Origin of the sequence: Cryobacterium sp. SO2, from assembly GCF_026151165.2 — a bacterium.
Taxonomy (GTDB): domain Bacteria; phylum Actinomycetota; class Actinomycetes; order Actinomycetales; family Microbacteriaceae; genus Cryobacterium.
The window spans coordinates 2237414-2253943 of sequence record NZ_CP117849.1 but is presented as its reverse complement, the minus strand read 5'-3'; the positions used below and the strand labels follow the sequence as shown (position 1 = coordinate 2253943).

At 70.0% G+C, this 16530-nt stretch carries 15 protein-coding genes; 10 read left to right on the top strand and 5 right to left on the bottom strand.

Annotated features, from left to right (window positions below; all coding sequences use genetic code 11):
* Positions 1-6: 6 nt before the first annotated feature.
* The 5 genes from BJQ94_RS10410 to BJQ94_RS10390 are packed head-to-tail and all read left to right on the top strand — an operon-like array spanning position 7 to position 3134.
* Entirely contained in the window at positions 7-423 is a 417-nt protein-coding gene (locus BJQ94_RS10410) for a metalloregulator ArsR/SmtB family transcription factor (RefSeq protein WP_265398627.1), read from the top strand.
* Entirely contained in the window at positions 420-1172 is a 753-nt protein-coding gene (locus tag BJQ94_RS10405) for a DUF2071 domain-containing protein (protein WP_265398628.1), read from the top strand. The genes BJQ94_RS10410 and BJQ94_RS10405 overlap by 4 nt, the downstream gene beginning before the upstream one ends.
* The gene (locus BJQ94_RS10400; protein WP_265398629.1) at positions 1169-1888 is read left to right on the top strand and encodes a hypothetical protein; all 720 of its coding nucleotides are present in this window, start codon (positions 1169-1171) and stop codon (positions 1886-1888) included. The genes BJQ94_RS10405 and BJQ94_RS10400 overlap by 4 nt, the downstream gene beginning before the upstream one ends.
* Entirely contained in the window at positions 1885-2541 is a 657-nt protein-coding gene (locus BJQ94_RS10395) for a hypothetical protein (RefSeq protein WP_265398630.1), read from the top strand. Before BJQ94_RS10400 ends, BJQ94_RS10395 begins: the two co-directional genes overlap by 4 nt.
* Positions 2538-3134, top strand: a complete 597-nt coding sequence (locus BJQ94_RS10390; RefSeq protein WP_265398631.1) for a hypothetical protein — start codon at positions 2538-2540, stop codon at positions 3132-3134. Before BJQ94_RS10395 ends, BJQ94_RS10390 begins: the two co-directional genes overlap by 4 nt.
* A 15-nt stretch (positions 3135-3149) precedes the next feature.
* Here the strand turns inward: BJQ94_RS10390 and BJQ94_RS10385 are convergent, their stop codons facing one another.
* From BJQ94_RS10385 to BJQ94_RS10365, 5 genes are all read right to left on the bottom strand, one after another.
* On the bottom strand, positions 3150-4409 hold the full coding sequence (locus BJQ94_RS10385; RefSeq protein ID WP_265398632.1) for a hypothetical protein: 1260 nt from the start codon (positions 4407-4409) through the stop codon (positions 3150-3152).
* 43 nt (positions 4410-4452) lie between these two features.
* On the bottom strand, positions 4453-6177 hold the full coding sequence (locus tag BJQ94_RS10380; protein ID WP_265398633.1) for an ABC transporter ATP-binding protein: 1725 nt from the start codon (positions 6175-6177) through the stop codon (positions 4453-4455).
* Positions 6174-6953 (bottom strand): ABC transporter permease, encoded by a 780-nt coding sequence (locus tag BJQ94_RS10375; RefSeq protein ID WP_265398689.1) that lies wholly within the window; start codon positions 6951-6953, stop codon positions 6174-6176. Before BJQ94_RS10375 ends, BJQ94_RS10380 begins: the two co-directional genes overlap by 4 nt.
* Before the next feature lie 86 nt (positions 6954-7039).
* Positions 7040-7972, bottom strand: coding sequence for an ABC transporter permease (locus BJQ94_RS10370; RefSeq protein ID WP_265398690.1), 933 nt, complete (start codon positions 7970-7972; stop codon positions 7040-7042).
* 74 nt (positions 7973-8046) lie between these two features.
* Positions 8047-9729, bottom strand: a complete 1683-nt coding sequence (locus tag BJQ94_RS10365) for an ABC transporter substrate-binding protein (RefSeq protein ID WP_265398634.1) — start codon at positions 9727-9729, stop codon at positions 8047-8049.
* A gap of 150 nt (positions 9730-9879) precedes the next feature.
* Here BJQ94_RS10365 and BJQ94_RS10360 point away from each other — a divergent pair, with 150 nt between their 5' ends.
* The 5 genes from BJQ94_RS10360 (at position 9880) to ndk (ending at position 16489) form a co-directional block, all read left to right on the top strand.
* Entirely contained in the window at positions 9880-10494 is a 615-nt protein-coding gene (locus BJQ94_RS10360) for a TetR/AcrR family transcriptional regulator (protein ID WP_265398635.1), read from the top strand.
* 304 nt (positions 10495-10798) lie between these two features.
* Positions 10799-14239 carry an isoleucine--tRNA ligase gene (gene ileS / locus BJQ94_RS10355; protein ID WP_265398636.1) on the top strand — a complete coding sequence of 1147 codons (3441 nt, stop codon included), beginning with the start codon at positions 10799-10801 and terminating at the stop codon, positions 14237-14239.
* Complete coding sequence (locus BJQ94_RS10350) at positions 14232-15602, top strand: folylpolyglutamate synthase/dihydrofolate synthase family protein (RefSeq protein WP_265398637.1); 1371 nt, start codon at positions 14232-14234, stop codon at positions 15600-15602. Before ileS ends, BJQ94_RS10350 begins: the two co-directional genes overlap by 8 nt.
* Positions 15599-15949: a DUF4233 domain-containing protein gene (locus BJQ94_RS10345; protein WP_265398638.1), complete on the top strand. Its 351-nt coding sequence runs from the start codon at positions 15599-15601 to the stop codon at positions 15947-15949. The genes BJQ94_RS10350 and BJQ94_RS10345 overlap by 4 nt, the downstream gene beginning before the upstream one ends.
* Before the next feature lie 120 nt (positions 15950-16069).
* Positions 16070-16489: a nucleoside-diphosphate kinase gene (gene ndk, locus BJQ94_RS10340; RefSeq protein WP_265398639.1), complete on the top strand. Its 420-nt coding sequence runs from the start codon at positions 16070-16072 to the stop codon at positions 16487-16489.
* Positions 16490-16530 lie beyond the last annotated feature (41 nt).

The window sequence follows — 16530 nt, the reverse complement described above, 5'->3', positions numbered from 1 at the left end:
GCGAATATGCAAGCAACCAGCACGATCGACGCCGCCGGCGATGTGTTCACCGCATTGGCGCATCCCACCCGCCGCCAGATCCTGCAGGACCTGAAAGACGGGGAACTCGCCGCGGGGGAGATCGCCGCACGCTTCTCCGCCACCGGACCCACCATCTCCAGGCACCTCTCGGTGCTGCGGGTCGCCGGCCTCGTGACCGAACGGCGCGACGCCAACCGCATCCTGTACTCACTGGCCGGAGACCGTCTTGCGCTCTCCGTCGGCGACTTCCTCTCGACGGTGTGCCCAGAGCAAATGGTGCTCCGCAGCATCCGCCCGGCGGCACGCCCCGCGGTGCAGGCGGCAGGCGGCGAGTCTGCCGGCAGCACCAAGAAGAGCGCGAAAAAGGCGGCCAGGAAGAGCGCCAAGAAGGCCGATCGATGATGTTTCCCGTGCCCCGCCTCGCGGCCACGATCGAGCGTCGTCTGCTGATCAATTACCGGGTGGACCCGGTGGTTGCGGCAGCACTGCTTCCCGATGGACTGCGACCCCAGTTGGTGCGCGGCGCGGGCGTCGCCGGGGTATGCCTGCTGCGTCTGGGCGCGCTGCGTCCTGCCTGGTTCGCCCCCGCCATAGGGTGGGGCGCCGAAAACGCCGCTCACCGGATCGCCGTCGAGTGGGACGACGACGCCGGTACCCACACGGGTGTTTACATCCCGGAGCGGCACACCGCGTCCTGGCTGCCCGTCATCGCGGGCGGGCGGGTCTTTCCCGGTGTGCACCAGCACGCCCGCTTCACCGGCCACGAGACGGATGAGCACATCGCCGTGGCCATGACGGCGGCCGGCGCCACCGTGGCCGCTGACGTCGACCTCACGGACGACTGGGCCAGCGAGCTGTTCGGCACGCTCGTCGATGCGTCTGCCTTCTTCCAGAACGGCGCTGTGGGTTGGTCGCCCAGTCGCGACGGACGCCGGCTCGAGGGCCTGCGCCTGCAGACCAGCCAGTGGCAGGTGACGCCTGGACGGGCCCGTTCGGTGCGGTCGAGTTTCTTCGACGGTCTGCCGGCCGGCAGCGCCATCCTCGACAGCGTTCTGGTCATGCGGAATGTGCCGATCACCTGGAGCCTGCCGCGGGGGCTGGCGCCCTCGGCGGTACGGACTGCCGGTTCGCTCGCTACGATGGCCCCATGACCGACCCGGTTCCTGAAGGCCTGACCCGGGCCCCGTCGACCGGGCCTGTCTCCTGGTCCGGGCGTGCCCGCGGCCTCCTCACCAGGCTGCCGACCCGCTGGCTGGTCACCGGGAGCGCCGCCGGTCTGCTCGGGCTGTCCGCCCTGTTCGGCGGTCTGGACGCGGCACCGGTGGAGGCAGCCCCGGTCGTCGCGGTGGGCGACAGCCACGTGGGCTCGGAACTCACCGTCACGGTCTCCCAGGCGTTGCTCATCGATGCCTTCCCCGAGCAGTTGCTCATGCCGGAGGAGGGAAACCGGTTGCTCGTCGTGCGGGCGGTCGTGGAGAACACCACCACGGAACCGCGGCGGTTGGGCACGGCGGGGTCGGTCAGCGCGACAGCGAGCAGCACCACAGCGGGCGGCAAGAAAACCGACACCATTGGTCTCAGCGGCGTCCCGGGGGTGGGGCAGAACCAGCGGCCGCTCAGCATTCTGGTGATCGATGACGGCAGCGGCCTGGTGGTGGTGCAACCCGGTGTGCCCGTCGAGCTGGCTTTCGTCTGGGAGGTCGCCGGCGACGCCCTGACGGCTGGTGATCCGGTGCGGGTCGAGCTGTTCGACCGGGTGTTCATCAGCGAAGGCCGGCTCACCTACGGCGGTCTGTACGACGACCCCGTCGTGACGGCGACCGTCAACGTTGTGCTCGACGATGTGGGTGCGGGGGCGTCCGAATGACCGGCGCCGGGCCGCTGGCTGCGCCGTCGACCGCGCCCGCGGCTGCACCATCTGATTCCGCGCGGTCGGCTGCCTCTGGCTGGCGGCACGCCGCGAACGGCGCGGCACTGGTCGGGATCCTCGCCCTTGCGGCTGTCGTGCTGCACACCGCGCCCGACCGGGAGCTGCAGCAATCGGCCATCGTCGTTCCCGGCGCCGTCGGGGAGCAGGCCAGTGGCCGCAACATTGCCGCGACGGTGCATTCGGTGGCCGTGACCGAGACGGTGACAGCGGGCAACGGCTGGGCGGGAAGCACGCCCGGCGTCTGGGTCGTCGTTGATCTCAGCGTCCAGGCGCTGGTGGACGACCAGGGTGCGCCGCTTGGTACCGCCGTGCTCCGAGTCGGTGATTCCGGCTTCAGCGCCTCGATCCGACCGGGCGACGCCACAGTCGCCGCAGCGCGTCTGGCAACCGGAATCGCGTTGAACGGCCCACTCATGTTCGAACTGCCGGCGGATGTCGTGGCCGGAGCGGCTGCCGGATCGGCCAGGCTTGAACTGGCGGCCAATTCGGACCCCCGGGTCGACTCCCTCATCGTGGTGCCCATCGACCTGAGTGTGCTCGAGGTGCAGCCCAGTCTCGACGTGGCCTTCCCCGAACGGGGCAGCCGGTGAGACGCGGCGGTTGGTTCCAGCGCAACCGGCTGGCGCTTCTGGCCATTGTGGTGTTGCTCCCGGCGACCCTGGGCATCATGGCCGTGCACCAGTGGCTCGGTTATTTCGCCGGCTGGCCCAGCAAGCCTGTGGACGTCACGGCGGGTGAGTCAGTGCGGTACGGGCAGTTCGGATGGCGTATCGAGTCGACCGACCGGGTCGGGGCGGACAGCGCGGAAGGGCGGGAGCGCGATCTGCCCGCCGGCACCGATCTGGTGGTCGTCACGGTTCGGGTCGACCCGACGGGCGCCACGCGCCCCACAGTGGCTGCGGACGCCAGTGCCCTGGTCGATACCTGGCGCCTGTGCACGGCACGGCTGGAGGAAAGGGGCGGGCCGCACGCGGCACGCAGCTGGACCAACGCGGCGAACGGTGCGGTGTCGCTGGCCGGCGCCGGCCCTGCCCTCTCCTCCTGCAGCTCCGAGCTGAGCGAGCCCTATACCTTCGACGCCGAGTTCGTGGTGCCGCACGACGCCGGCGAGCAGGCGACGCTGGCTCTGGGTATCTCCGTGGTCTCCGAACTGCCGGAGTATGCCAGGTTCGCTCTCGACTGAGACCGGGCGGATGGCTCAGGCCGTCGCCGGGACCGCCGGCGCGGCCGCCGCCAGGCGCCTCTCGCCCAGCCGCCGCAGGCAGTAGTCGTAACCGGCGGCGATCAGGCAGATGCGCAAAGGCTCCAGCAGCACCTCGATGCCGAAGTTCAGCACCCCGTCGACGTTCATCCACCACGTCTCCAGATCGTGGGCGCCGATCAACCGTGTCGCTCCGAAGGACAGCCACGCTCCCGATGCCTCGAGCACCGTGTAGGCGAGAACGAAGATCCCCATCGGAACGACGCCGGCTCGCCAAATCAGGGTGAGGGCGTTGGCGAGAGGCTTCCAGCGGCTCACGAAATCGCTGCCGACATCCGCCACCCGCCTGGACACCGCCGCCGGCACCCGCGCGTACCCGGTGCGCACCCTGTCGGCGTAGCGGCTCTGGGGAACGCGGAGCACGAGCGGCGTGCTCGAGAGGGCGCGGCCGTAGACGATGCCGGCGAGCGCGAGCCACGCGACCGGCAGGAGTACCAGCGCCCCGGCCTCGCCGATCGCCCAGGCCACGGCGTCCCAGGCGAGTCCGAGCGGTGCGAAGAACTCTCCCAGAGTGCCGCGCAGGTCGGCCACCCAGTGGGTCGCGGCCCTGCTGGCCACCCACGACGCCAGGTCCGCACGATAGTTGCTGATCAGGAAGAGGGTGAGGTAGACCCATACGGCCTCGAGGTACACGGTCAAGATCGGCGTCCAGCGGGGGAGCCTGGCGCTGTACCGCTTGAGCAGGTAGCGGCCGGTGAACGCCACGGCGATGGCCGCGGCGGACGCCCAGCTGAGTTGGAGGTTGAGCACGCCGGCGGAGGTGTCGACATCCGCGAACGGGTTGATCTTCGCCAGCGCCGACGCCGCGTACTGCAGGGTGTCCTCCTGCAGGAACTGCCAGGCGGCGTAGAACGCGAAGAACGGCAGGATGCTGGCCAGGAAGAGGTCCTGGATGTTCCGTCGGGACGGCCCGGCGGAGTCGCCGGTGCGATCGATGGCGTCGTCGCCGTTCGCCGCGAGCTCGCCGAAGGCCGGCATGCCCGCTCGGAGCACCAGGAACATGCCGATGAAACTCGCCAGCCTGGTGAGGATGGCGACGGGCATGATCAGGAAGGCCGCCAGGGCGTCTGTGGTGCCGGCGACGGCGGCCACCTCGATGACCAGGTAGCGTGCCAGCCAGCCGGCCAGGTACAACGCCAGCAGGACCGGCCAGCGCGAGGCGGCCAGTCGGAGCGTCGACGTCACGATGGAGAACACAGGCTCAGCGTAGGGTACGCGAGGTCCGACCGGGCGGCTCGGGTCAGGCCACCCGGGGCACCGCCGCGAGAAGCGCACGGGTGTACGGATGCGCGGGTGCGGTGAAGACCTGTTCGGCGCTGCCGGATTCGACGATCCGGCCGTCGTGCATAACGGCGACCTGGTCGCTGACGTGCTGGATGACACCGAGGTCGTGCGAGATGAACAGCAGGCTCAACGACAGCTCGCGCTGCAGTTCGTCGAGGAGGTCGAGCACCTGGGCCTGCACGCTCACGTCCAGAGCGGAGACGGGCTCGTCGCAGATGAGCACCTCTGGGCTGGAGGCCAAGGCCCGCGCGATGCCCACCCGCTGGCGTTGCCCACCGGACAGGTCGGTGGGCCGGCGGTCGAGCACTGTGGCGGCCAGGCCGACGTCGTCGAGCAGCTCGAGGACGCGGCCGGCCATCCGGTCGGTCCCGGCGACCATGACGGCGTGCCGCAGGATCTCGCGCACGCTCAACCGGGGGTCGAACGAGCCGAGCACGTCCTGGTAGACCGCGCCGACCAGTGCTCGCCTGGCCCGGCGGTCGCGTTCCGGCAGCGTGCTCCAGGGCTCGCCGAGCAGGCGCACCTCGCCGGCATCGGCGGCCGTGAGTGCGAGGGCGAGCCTGGCTGTGGTGGTCTTGCCCGAGCCGGACTCGCCGACGATGCCCAGGGTGCTTCCCCGCGGCAGCCGGAAGGACACCTCGTCGACGGCCAGGTGCACGGTTCCGTGCGGCCCGCGGAACGACTTCGACAGGCCGATGGCCTCCAGCGCGAGCACGGGGTCGGCTGTGGGCTCCGGCGTAGGAGAGCGAGTGCTGACGCCGACCGGCACACGGCTCGTCGGAGCGTCCGGCAGCGTCAGACGCAGGGGCAGGGGCAGAGGTGCCGGCTCCCGCACGGCCGTGTACGGCGCGAGCCTGGATCCGCGCGGCCGGTCCACGGGAACCGCGGCCAGCATCCGCCGGGTCTCGGCGTGCCGGGGGCTCTGCAGCACCTCGGCCGTCGTGCCGGTCTCCACGATGCGGCCGTCGTGCATCACCGCGATGCGGTCGGCGATGCGGCTCACCACGGCGAGGTCGTGGCTGATCAGCACGATGGCGGTGCCCCTGGCGCGCACCTGGTCGAGCAGGTCGAGCACCTGGGCCTGCACCGTCACGTCGAGGGCCGTCGTGGGCTCGTCGGCCACCAGCAGCGGGGGATCGAGGGCGAGGGCCGCCGCGATCAATGCACGCTGCCGCTGACCGCCGGAGAGTTCGCCCGAGCGCCGCCCGGCGTAGAGGTGCGGCTCCGGCAGGCCGACGGCGTCGAGGATCTCGAGCACCCGGCGGGTGCGGTCGGCAGTACCGAGGCGGGTGTGCAGGCGCAGCGAGTCGCCGATCTCCCGCACGATCGGGCGCAGCGGATCCAGCGAGGCGAGGGCGTCCTGCAGCACCAAGCCCACGTCACGGCCGCGCCGGCGACGCCAGGCGGCCTCGGAGAGACCGAGCACCGAGTCGCCGGCGAGGCTGAGCTCGTCGGCGCTGACCTGGGCGCCGGCGCCGGCCAGTCCGAGCAGGCTGCGGGCGGTAACGCTCTTGCCCGAGCCGGATTCGCCCACGATGGCCAGGCACTCCCCGGCGCCCACCGTGAAGGACACTCCGCGCACGACGTCAGTGCCGGAACCGAAGCGCACGCTGAGGTTCTGCACCCGGAGGGCCGGTGCCGCGATGGGCTGTGCGGCCGGGGTGTGGTCTGCCGTGCTCATGCGTGCCTCAGCCGTCGTTCGATCGAGCGGCCGAGGGTCGTGGCGCACACGGCAGTGAGCACGATGAACAGGCCGGGGAAGAAGCTCATCCACCACGCCGAGGTGATGTAGGTGCGGCCGGCCGAGAGCATGGCGCCCCATTCGGCGGCCGGTGGTTGGGCGCCGAGGCCCAGATAGCTCAGCGCCGCCGCCCAGACGATGGCCTGGCCCACCCCGAGTGTGCCGAGCACGAGCAGGGGTGCCAGCGTGTTGGGCATGATGTGCCTGGCCAGGATGCGGCTGCGCGACAGGCCCTGCACCGTGGCGGCTTCCACGAACGCCGACGAACGAACCCGCAGCAGCTGGGCGCGGATGATGCGGGCGTAGCCGGGTGCCGTGGAGAGACCCACCGCGACGATGGCGCTGCCGGGGCCGGGGCCGAAGACCAGGATGAACAGCAGTGCGAGCAGCAGGCCGGGAAACGCGAAGAGCACCTCGAGGAAACGGTTGACCGTGAAGTCCACGGCGGCGCCCAGCGTGCCGGCGACGGTGCCGAGGAGCGCGCCGAGGCCGAGCCCGATCAGGGTGGCGGTGAGGCCGATGAGCAGGGACTCCCTGGCGCCGTCCACCACCCGGGTGAAGATGTCCCGGCCGGACTCATCGGTGCCGAACCAGTGCGCCCAGGACGGCGCGCCGAAGGCAGCCAGGGGGTCGATGGCCAGAGGGTCGCCGGGGGCCAGCAGGCGCGGAGCGATCGCGGCGATGAGCAGGAGCACGGCGAGCAGCGCTGCCGCCAGTTCGACCGCGGTGAAACGGCCGCGGCGGAGCGCGCGGGTTCGGTCCCGTGGTGCGCCGCCGGCGGAAACCTGGATTTCGAGTTCGCTCACGAGGCCCCTCCGGTGTGTGCTTCCGTGGGCCGGGGGTCGGCCAGCCTGGACGCGAGGTCGGTGAGGATGGTCATCAGGATGTAGGCCAGTGCCACGAGCATCACGACGCCGATCACCACGGGCACGTCGCGCACGGTGACGGCGTTCAACAAGGTGCGGCCGAGGCCGGGCCTGGCGAAGATGGTCTCCACCACGACGGCGCCGCTGATCAGCGACCCGAACGCCCAGCCGGACAGCCCGATCGCCGGCAGGGCGGCGTGCCGGAGGGCGTGCCGCCAGAGCACGCCGCGTTCGCTCTCGCCCCGTGCCCTGGCCGAGAGCACGAAGGGCGACTCGAGGGCCGTGGTCAGGCTCTCCCGCATCACCTGGCCGAGGAATCCCGCCAACGGGATGGCCAGGGTCACGACGGGCAGCACCAGGCCGCGGGCATCCGGTGTGCTGATCGGCGGCAGCACCCCCCACCAAACGCTGAACAGCACGATGAGGGTGGTGGCCAGCCAGAAATGCGGCAGGGCGGCCCCCACGATCTCCAGACCGGAGCCGATCTGGCGGGCCAGTCGACCTCGCCCGGTCGACCAGGTGGCCAGCAGGAGCGCGAGAACCCAGGCGACCGCCAGTGCCAGCACGGCCAGCAGCAGGGTGCCGCCGAGCTGGCTGAGCACCAGCGGGCCGACATCCATGTTGAGCGCGTACGACCGGCCGAGGTCGCCGGTGGCCAGCCGGCCCAGCTGATGCAGGTACTGCACCAGCACCGGTTGGTCGAGCCCGTATTCGGCGCGCACGGCGGCGAGGGCCTCCGGCGAGGTCTGGGAGCCGGGGCCGCCCAGAATGGCCTCGGCGGGGTCGCCGGGGATCAGCCGCACCGAGAAGAAGGTGACGGTGGCCACGGCCCACAGCACGAACACGGCCCCGGCGAGCCGCCGGAGGATGCCCGGCCAACCGCTGCCTGGCCAACCGCTGCCCGGCCGGCGGATGCCTGGCCGGGCGCGCCGCCCGTCGCGACTCAGCGGTTCAGCCACGCGTCGTAGAACGCGGGGGTCGACACCGTCGGCAGTGCCCTGGCACCCTCGACGGCCGAACCGAGCAGGAAGTGGTTCTGCTGGTCGTAGAGCGGGAGGATGTAGAAGCCCTCCAGGATCAGGTCCTGCGCGTCTTCGTAGAGGGCCGCGCGCTCATCGGCGCCATCTGCGGTGGTCGCCGAGACCTGGTCGGCCTCGGTGAGCAGCGAGTCCAGTTCGGGGTCGTTCAGCTGGGCGTGGTTGGCGAAGTAGCCGCTCGGCGCCGGCGTGATGCCGTCGGAGTGGAAAAGGATCCGCAGAACGTCGGGACCCACCTTGGTGTACGGCGCGCTGACGGCGTCATAGGCGTTGCTGCCCAGGGCCGTGTACCAGCTGGACAGGTCCAGCTTGGTGAGCTGCACGTCGAACCCGGTCTCCTTCGCTGTCGCCTGGATCTGCTCGAAGAGGGACTGCTCGGCGGGGATGGACTGGTTGGTGCTCACCGGGAAGACAACGGTGAGGCGCACACCATCCTTGACCCGGTAGCCTTCTGAGTCCTTCTCGGACCAGCCGGCGCCATCGAGCAGGGCCGCGGCGGCATCCGGGTCATAGTCGAACAGGTCGGGGCGCGAGATGCCGAGCGGCTCGACGCTGGACAGCGCAGAGTACGACCGCTCCGCGCTGCCCTGGAACAGCGACGCGACGGCGTCGTCCACGTTGGCCGATCGGATGAAGGCCTCGCGCACAGCGGCGTCGTTGAAGGGCGCCTTGCCGGAGTTCAGCTCGATGCGGTTGGACGCGCCGGGCCGCGGGGCGTCGAGGTGCACGATGGTGTCGCTGGCCTCTGCCTGGGCGATGGTGTCCGGCTGGGCGTTGTCGATCACGTCGACCTCACCGGCCTGCAGCGCCGCGTAGCGGGAGGCGGAGTCAGGGATGAAGCGCCAGACGATCGTGTCGAGGTAGGCGGGCCCGTCGTGCGCGGCATCGGCCGGCGGCGAGGTGTAGTCGTCGTTCCGCACCAGGGTGATCGCGTTCTGCTTCACCCAGGAGTCGACCACGAACGGGCCGGTGCCCACAGGGGCCGCGCAGTTCTCGTCCTGGCTGCGCTCCAGCGCGGTGGGGGATTCGATGGCCAGCCACGGCTGGGAGAGGGACTCGAGCAGCGCGCTGTCGGGCTGGGACAAGGTGAGCCGAACGACGGAGTCGGAGACGGCCTCGGTGCCGGTCACCTTGGCCAGCGCCAGGTAGCCGGTCGAGGAGCCGGTCTCCGGGTCCTGCAGGTGCGCGATGTTGGCCTGCACGGCGGCAGCATCCAGCGGGGTGCCGTCGGTGAACGTGACGCCGTCCTTGAGGGTGAATTCCCAGGCGAGCCCGTCGTCGCTGACGCTCCAACTGTCGGCCAGCCACGGGATGACGGTGCCGTCGGTGTCCAGCGACACCAGCGACTCGAGGAACTGCGAACTGACCAGCGCCTGGGGGTAGTTGCCCCCAACGTGCGGGTCCAGGCAGGTGGGCTCGGCGTCGCCGGAGGCGTAGGTGAGCGTGCCGCCGGTGGCCGGAGCGCTGCTGTCGCTGCTGGGGGAGGCGGCGGTGCAGCCCGTCAGGGCGAGCCCGAGTGCGGCCGTGCCGGCCAAGACGGCCAGCGTCAGTGAACGCGGGCTGGAAGGAACGATTCCCGGACGGGGCATGCGGCTGTCTCTTTTCACGGGGTGCTTGGTTTCAGGGGGTGCTTGGTTTCACGGGGTGCTTGGTTTCACGGGTGACCAGGTGCTGTGCGATTATTGGACTGAGTACAATAACGTGAGGCGTCGAGTCCCATCGTAGAACACAGGAGAGCTATGTCCGATTCCCGTCCCGTGGGCCGGCCTCGCGGGTCGTCCAGAGCCATGCTCGAGGAGGCCGCCGCGGAGCTGTTCCTCGAGCAGACGTATGCCACCACCACGATCAGCGAGATCGCCCGCCGTGCCGGCGTGAGTCGTAACACCTTCTTCAACTACTTCTCCGCCAAGAGCGACCTGCTCTGGGTGGATGTCGACGCCGGCCTGGCCGCCCTTCCCGCCGCCCTGGCCGTGTGCGACCGGGCCGCACCGGTGACCGGGTCCGTGCGCGAGGCACTGTTGAGCGTCGCCGCCGGATTCGGGCCGGGCCGGGTGCCGTGGTCCGTCACCCAGTACGAGCTGATGGCGACGGGCGACGAGCTGGAGGCATCCGCCCTGGCCCGCTTTCTGGTGCAGGTGGGCCTGGTGCACGAATTCGTCGCCGCCAGGCCGGGCCAGGTCGGGGAAGCGGACCTGGTCGGGCGAGCCTTCGCCAGCGCCGTGGTGGCCGCCGCAGCGGCCGCGGCACGCGAATGGGCGGCCGCCGGTGTGGGCCGCGGACCGCTGTCGCCGTATGTGGACGCGGCCGTCTCGCCGGTGTGCGCGGGGTTCCGGGCCGTTCTCGACCGGGCCTGAGCCAGCCTGCCCGGGCATTCCCGCCGGCAGAGGAGTTCCCCCGCCCGGCAGTCGTCTGGCAAGCTAGTATTAAACGACATTGATCCGGCTATCACCGGGGAGTCTTCGGAAGAACGTTGGTATCGTGCCCCGGCACGTTGCCGGCCAGTAGAGCCGAACGGGTCGGGCCCGTCACAGCCTTAGTTTGAGCGGTCGTTCGCCAGCATGGGAACGGCAAGCGAGGTGGTACCGCGCATTGCCCTGTCGGGGCGGGCGTCCTCGTGGAATAGGCCAGCGACTCAACACCGCCTCGTCCAGGAGAAGCATGACGTACCCGCAGCAGCCCACAGACAACGCGTTCGGCCTGCCGGCCGGGGACCCCGCCCGCGACGCGGCCGTCGTCCCGTCGCCGAACTTCCCGGCCATCGAGTCCGAGGTTCTCGCCTTCTGGGAGAAGGACGGCACATTCCAGGCGTCCATCGACAACCGCGAAGGTGCCCCGGAGTGGGTGTTCTACGACGGCCCCCCGTTCGCCAACGGGCTGCCGCACTACGGCCACCTGCTCACCGGCTACGCCAAGGACCTCTTCCCGCGCTTCCAGACCATGCGCGGCAAGCAGGTGCACCGCCGGTTCGGCTGGGACACCCACGGCCTGCCGGCCGAGCTGGAGGCCGAGCGCAAGCTGGGCATCACCGACAAGAGCCAGATCGAAGAAATGGGCCTGGCCGCGTTCAACGCCGTCGCCCGGGAATCCGTGCTCGAGTACACCAAGGACTGGGAGAAGTACGTCACCCGCCAGGCCCGCTGGGTGGACTTCGAGAACGACTACAAGACCCTCGACATCACCTTCATGGAATCGGTGATCTGGGCGTTCAAGGAACTGCACACCAAGGGCCTCGCCTACGAGGGCTACCGGGTGCTGCCGTATTGCTGGCGCGACCAGACCCCGCTGTCCAACCACGAACTGCGCATGGACGACGACGTCTACAAGATGCGCCAGGACCAGACCGTCACGGTCACCTTCCCGCTGGTGGGAGCCAAGGCCGAGACCCTCGGCCTCACCGCCGTGCGGGCCCTCGCCTGGACCACCACGCCCTGGACCCTGCCCACCAACCTCGCCCTGGCCGTCGGCCCGGAGATCGTCTACGCCGTCGTCCCCGCCGGGCCGAACGGCACCCCGGATGCCGAAGTGCTGCGCGAGCAGGCCACCGCGCCGGATGCGTCCACCGAGGTGCTCGGCGCCGAGTATCTGCTGGCCATCGACCTCGTCGGCAGCTACGCCAAGGACCTCGGCTACGAGAGCGCCGCCGACGCGACGGCCGCCATCAGCCGCACCGTCACCGGCCGCGACCTCGAGGGCGTCTCCTACGACCGCTTGTTCGACTACTACGCCGACGAGAGCGAGTGGGGCACCCAGAACGCCTGGCGCTTCGTGGTCGCCGACTACGTCACCACCAGCGACGGCACCGGCATCGTGCACCAGGCCCCCGCCTATGGCGAGGAGGACCAGACGGTCTGCCAGGCCTACGGCATCCCCGTGATCCTCTCCCTCGACGACGGCGGCAAGTTCCTGCCCGAGGTCACCGAGGTGGCCGGCCAGCTCTGGAGCGACGCGAACAAGCCCCTCACCCAGCTGATCAAGGCGCAGGGCCGACTGCTCCGCCAGGCCAGCTACGAGCACTCCTACCCGCACTGCTGGCGCTGCCGCAACCCGCTGATCTACAAGGCCGTGTCGAGCTGGTTCGTGCGCGTCACCGACTTCCGGGGCCGCATGGTCGACCTCAACCAGGAGGTGAACTGGGTGCCGGAGAACGTCAAGGACGGCCAGTTCGGCAAGTGGATCGGCAACGCCCGCGACTGGTCGATCAGCCGCAACCGGTACTGGGGCTCCCCGATCCCGGTCTGGAAGAGCGACAACCCCGCCTACCCGCGTATCGACGTCTACGGTTCGCTCGACGAGCTCGAGGCCGACTTCGGCGTGCGCCCCACCGACCTGCACCGCCCGTACATCGACGCGCTCACCCGGCCCAACCCCGACGACCCCACCGGGCAGTCCACCATGCGGCGCATCGAGGATGTGCTCGACGTCTGGTTCGACTCCGGCTCGATGCCCTTCGCCCAGGTGCACTACCCGTTCGAGAACCGGGAATGGTTCGACTCGCACAACCCGGCGGACTTCATCGTGGAGTACATCGGCCAGACCCGCGGCTGGTTCTACCTGCTGCACGTGCTCTCGACCGCCCTGTTCGACCGGCCGGCGTTCAAGAACGTGGTCAGCCACGGCATCGTGCTCGGCAACGACGGCCAGAAGATGAGCAAGTCGCTGCGCAACTACCCGAACGTGAACGAGGTCTTCGACCGCGACGGCTCCGACGCCATGCGCTGGTTCCTGATGAGCTCCCCTGTGCTCCGCGGCGGCAACCTCATCGTCACCGAGGAGGGCATCCGCGAGGGCACCCGCCAGATGCTGCTTCCGCTGTGGAGCACCTGGTATTTCTTCTCTCTCTACGCCAACGCCTCCGGCTACACCGCCACCTGGCGCACCGACTCCACCGACGTGCTCGACCGGTACCTGCTGGCCAAGACCCGCGACCTGGTCGAGGACGTCACCGGCGACCTCGAACGTCTCGACAGCACCCTGGCCGCCGCGCGCCTGCGCGACTTCGCCGACGTGCTCACCAATTGGTACGTCCGTCGCTCCCGCGACAGGTTCTGGGCCGGAGTCACCGCGGACGGCACCGGCGCGGACGCCTTCGACACCCTGTACACGGTGCTCGAAACCGTCACCAGGGTCGCCGCCCCGCTGCTGCCGCTGGTCACCGAACGCATCTGGCAGGGCCTCACCGGTGGCCGCAGCGTGCACCTCACCGACTGGCCGAACGCGGCCGACTTCCCCGCCGACCCCGGCCTGGTCACGGCCATGGACCAGGTGCGCCTGATCAGCTCCACGGTGCTGTCGCTGCGCAAGAAGGCGGGCCTCCGGGTGCGCCTGCCGCTGGCGAACCTCACCGTCGTCACCACCGACACGGCCGCCCTGGCCGGCTTCGAGGGCATCCTCCGCGACGAACTCAACGTCAAGGCGGTCACCCTCGTCGAGCAGCAGGCCGACAGTGCCGAGAGCTACGGCATCACCTCCAAGCTCACCGTCAATGCGCGTGCCGCCGGCCCGCGCCTGGGCAAGCAGGTGCAGCAGGTAATCAAGGCCGCCCGTACCGGTGACTGGTCAGAGACGGATGGTGTCGTCACCGCCGGCGGCATTGCCCTGGAGCTGGGGGAGTACGACCTGGAGCTGCAGGCCGCCTCCACCTCCGCCGACGCCGAATCGGTCCTCAACAGCTCCGCACTCGCGCTGCTGGCCGGCGGCGGTTTCGTGCTGCTCGAGACCACCACCACGCCGGAACTGGAGGCGGAGGGCCTGGCCCGCGACCTGATCAGAGCCGTGCAGGACACCCGCAAGTCCGCCGGCTTCGAGGTGAGCGACCGCATCCGTCTCGACCTGGTCTTCTTCGACGAGGCCGATGCCGCGACCTTCGCGCTGGCCACCGGCGTCGACGTGGCCGGCGAAACCCTCGCCACCCGGTTCGCGACGCACTCGGCTTCGGCCGTGGCGGCCGACGACCTCGCCGCAGGCACACCCTCCGAATGGCTGCAGGGCCTCACCGGCTCAACCGTCGAGCACTACGTGCGCTTCGAGGCCACCCACTACGCGAACCTCGGCCCGGTCATCGTCGCCGTCGCCCGCGAAAAAGGACTCATCAATGTCTGATCCCTACTTCCCCGACGAATTCCGCGACGCCGGCGACGCCGTGCTGGCGGCCTTGCTGGAGCGGGTGGGCGAGAGCACACCCCAGCCTCGCCTGCAGGCCACCCGCCGCGCGGTCGAGTTGCTCGGCGACCCGCAGAACTCCTACCCGATCATCCACGTGACCGGCACCAACGGTAAGACCAGTACCAGCCACATCATCGAGAGCATCCTGCGCGCATACGGGCTGCGCACCGGCCTGCTCGTGAGCCCGCACCTGGTGCGGCTCAACGAGCGCATCGTGATCGACGGGCAGCCCATCACCGACGAGGCACTGGCCGCGAACTGGGCCGACATCCAGCCCTACCTGCTCATGGTCGACACCGAGCTGGCCACGGCCGGCGACGAACCGCTCACCTTCTTCGAGGCCCTCACCGTGCTCGCCTTCGCCTGCTTCGCCGACGCTCCCGTCGACGTCGTCGTGCTCGAGGTCGGCATGGGCGGCGAGTGGGACTCCACCAACGTCGCCGACGGCCAGGTCGCCGTCTTCACGCCCATCGCGCTCGACCACACCAAGCGGCTCGGCAACACCATCGCCGAGATCGCCCGCACCAAGTCCGGGATCATCAAGCCCGCAGCGGCCGTCGTGACTGCCGCGCAGGTGCCAGAGGCCCTCGCCGAGTTGAGCCGTGCGGCCGGGCTCACCGAGTCCACCTTGGTCGGCGAGGGCACCGATTTCGCCCTCCTCGCCAGCCACGTGGCTGTCGGCGGCCAGCTCATCTCGGTGCGCGGCATCGCCGGAACGTACTCTGAGCTGTTCCTGCCGCTCTACGGCACCCACCAGGCCCAGAACGCCGCGGTCGCGATCGCGGCCGTCGAATCGTTCCTCGGCGCGGGCAGCCAGGCCCTGGTCGAAGACATCCTGGTAGAGGGGCTCGCCACGGCGACCTCGCCGGGCCGGCTGCAGCTGGTGGGGATCGAACCGACGGTGCTCGTCGACGCGGCGCACAACCCGCACGGCGCTCTCGCCCTCACCGCTGCTCTGGACAGCTACTTCGACTTCGACGAGATCGTCGTGGTCATCGGTATCCTCGCCGACAAGGACGCCGCCGGCATCATCGAGGCCCTGCGCCCCGCCGCCACCCGTTTCCACGTGACCCAGTCGCACTCCGAACGGGCGATCCCGGTCGACGACCTCGCCGACCTGGTCGCCGAACACGTCGGCGACGCCGACACCTTCAGGTTCGGCGACCTCGCCCAGGCCCTCGACGCCGCCCGCGGCTGGGCGCAGGACGCGCCCAAGCGCGCCGTGCTCGTCGCCGGCTCGATCACCCTCGTGGGCGACGCCGTGGCGTTGGCCGACGCGGGGGACTGGATGACCCCGTGAGAGGCGGATCGGTGCGCCGTTCGCTCGCCTCGATCGTGCTCGGCTTCGAGCTGATCGTGGTGTTCCTGGCCACCCTGGTGATCTTCGGCCTCAGCGACCTGCCCGCCTGGGTCACCCTGGGCGGGGGAGCGCTGCTCTGCCTGATCATGGTGGCCACCCTCGGCTTGCTACGGTTCACCTGGGCCTACGCGGTCGGTTGGGCCATCCAGGTCGTCATCCTCGCCACCGGGTTCCTCAACCCGGCGATGTTCGTGGTCGGGGCCCTGTTCGCCGGCATGTGGGCATACTGCATGATCACCGGCGCACGCATCGACAGACAGAACGCGCAGCCAGACGGCACAGACTGACAACGCAAACTGACAGCACAGCTGACAGCGCCGACAGCCGACGCACACAGCAGACACAGACAGCCAACACAGACAATCAGCGCACACAGACAGCACACACCCACAGCACAAGGAGAACTCATGACTAACGTTCAGGAAACACTCGTCCTGGTCAAGCCCGACGGCGTTGCCCGCAATCTCTCCGGCGAGATCCTCCGCCGGATCGAGGCGAAGGGCTACTCCCTCGTCGACATCAAGCTCGTGCAGGCCGAGCGTTCGCTCCTCGCCGAGCACTACGCCGAGCACGCCGGCAAGCCGTTCTTCGAGCCGCTCGTCGAGTTCATGGAAAGCGGCCAGATCCTGGCGCTCCGCATCGCCGGCGACCGCGTGATCGAGGGCTTCCGCGCCCTGGCCGGCACGACCGACCCCACCACGGCGGCCCCCGGAACCATCCGCGGCGACCTGGGCCGCGACTGGGGCCTCAAGGTGCAGCAGAACCTCGTACACGGCTCAGACTCCCCGGAGTCCGCTGCCCGCGAGCTGGCGCTCTGGTTCGCCTAACCCCAGACATCCCCCACGCGAGCCGTGAGAAGGGCCCCGAA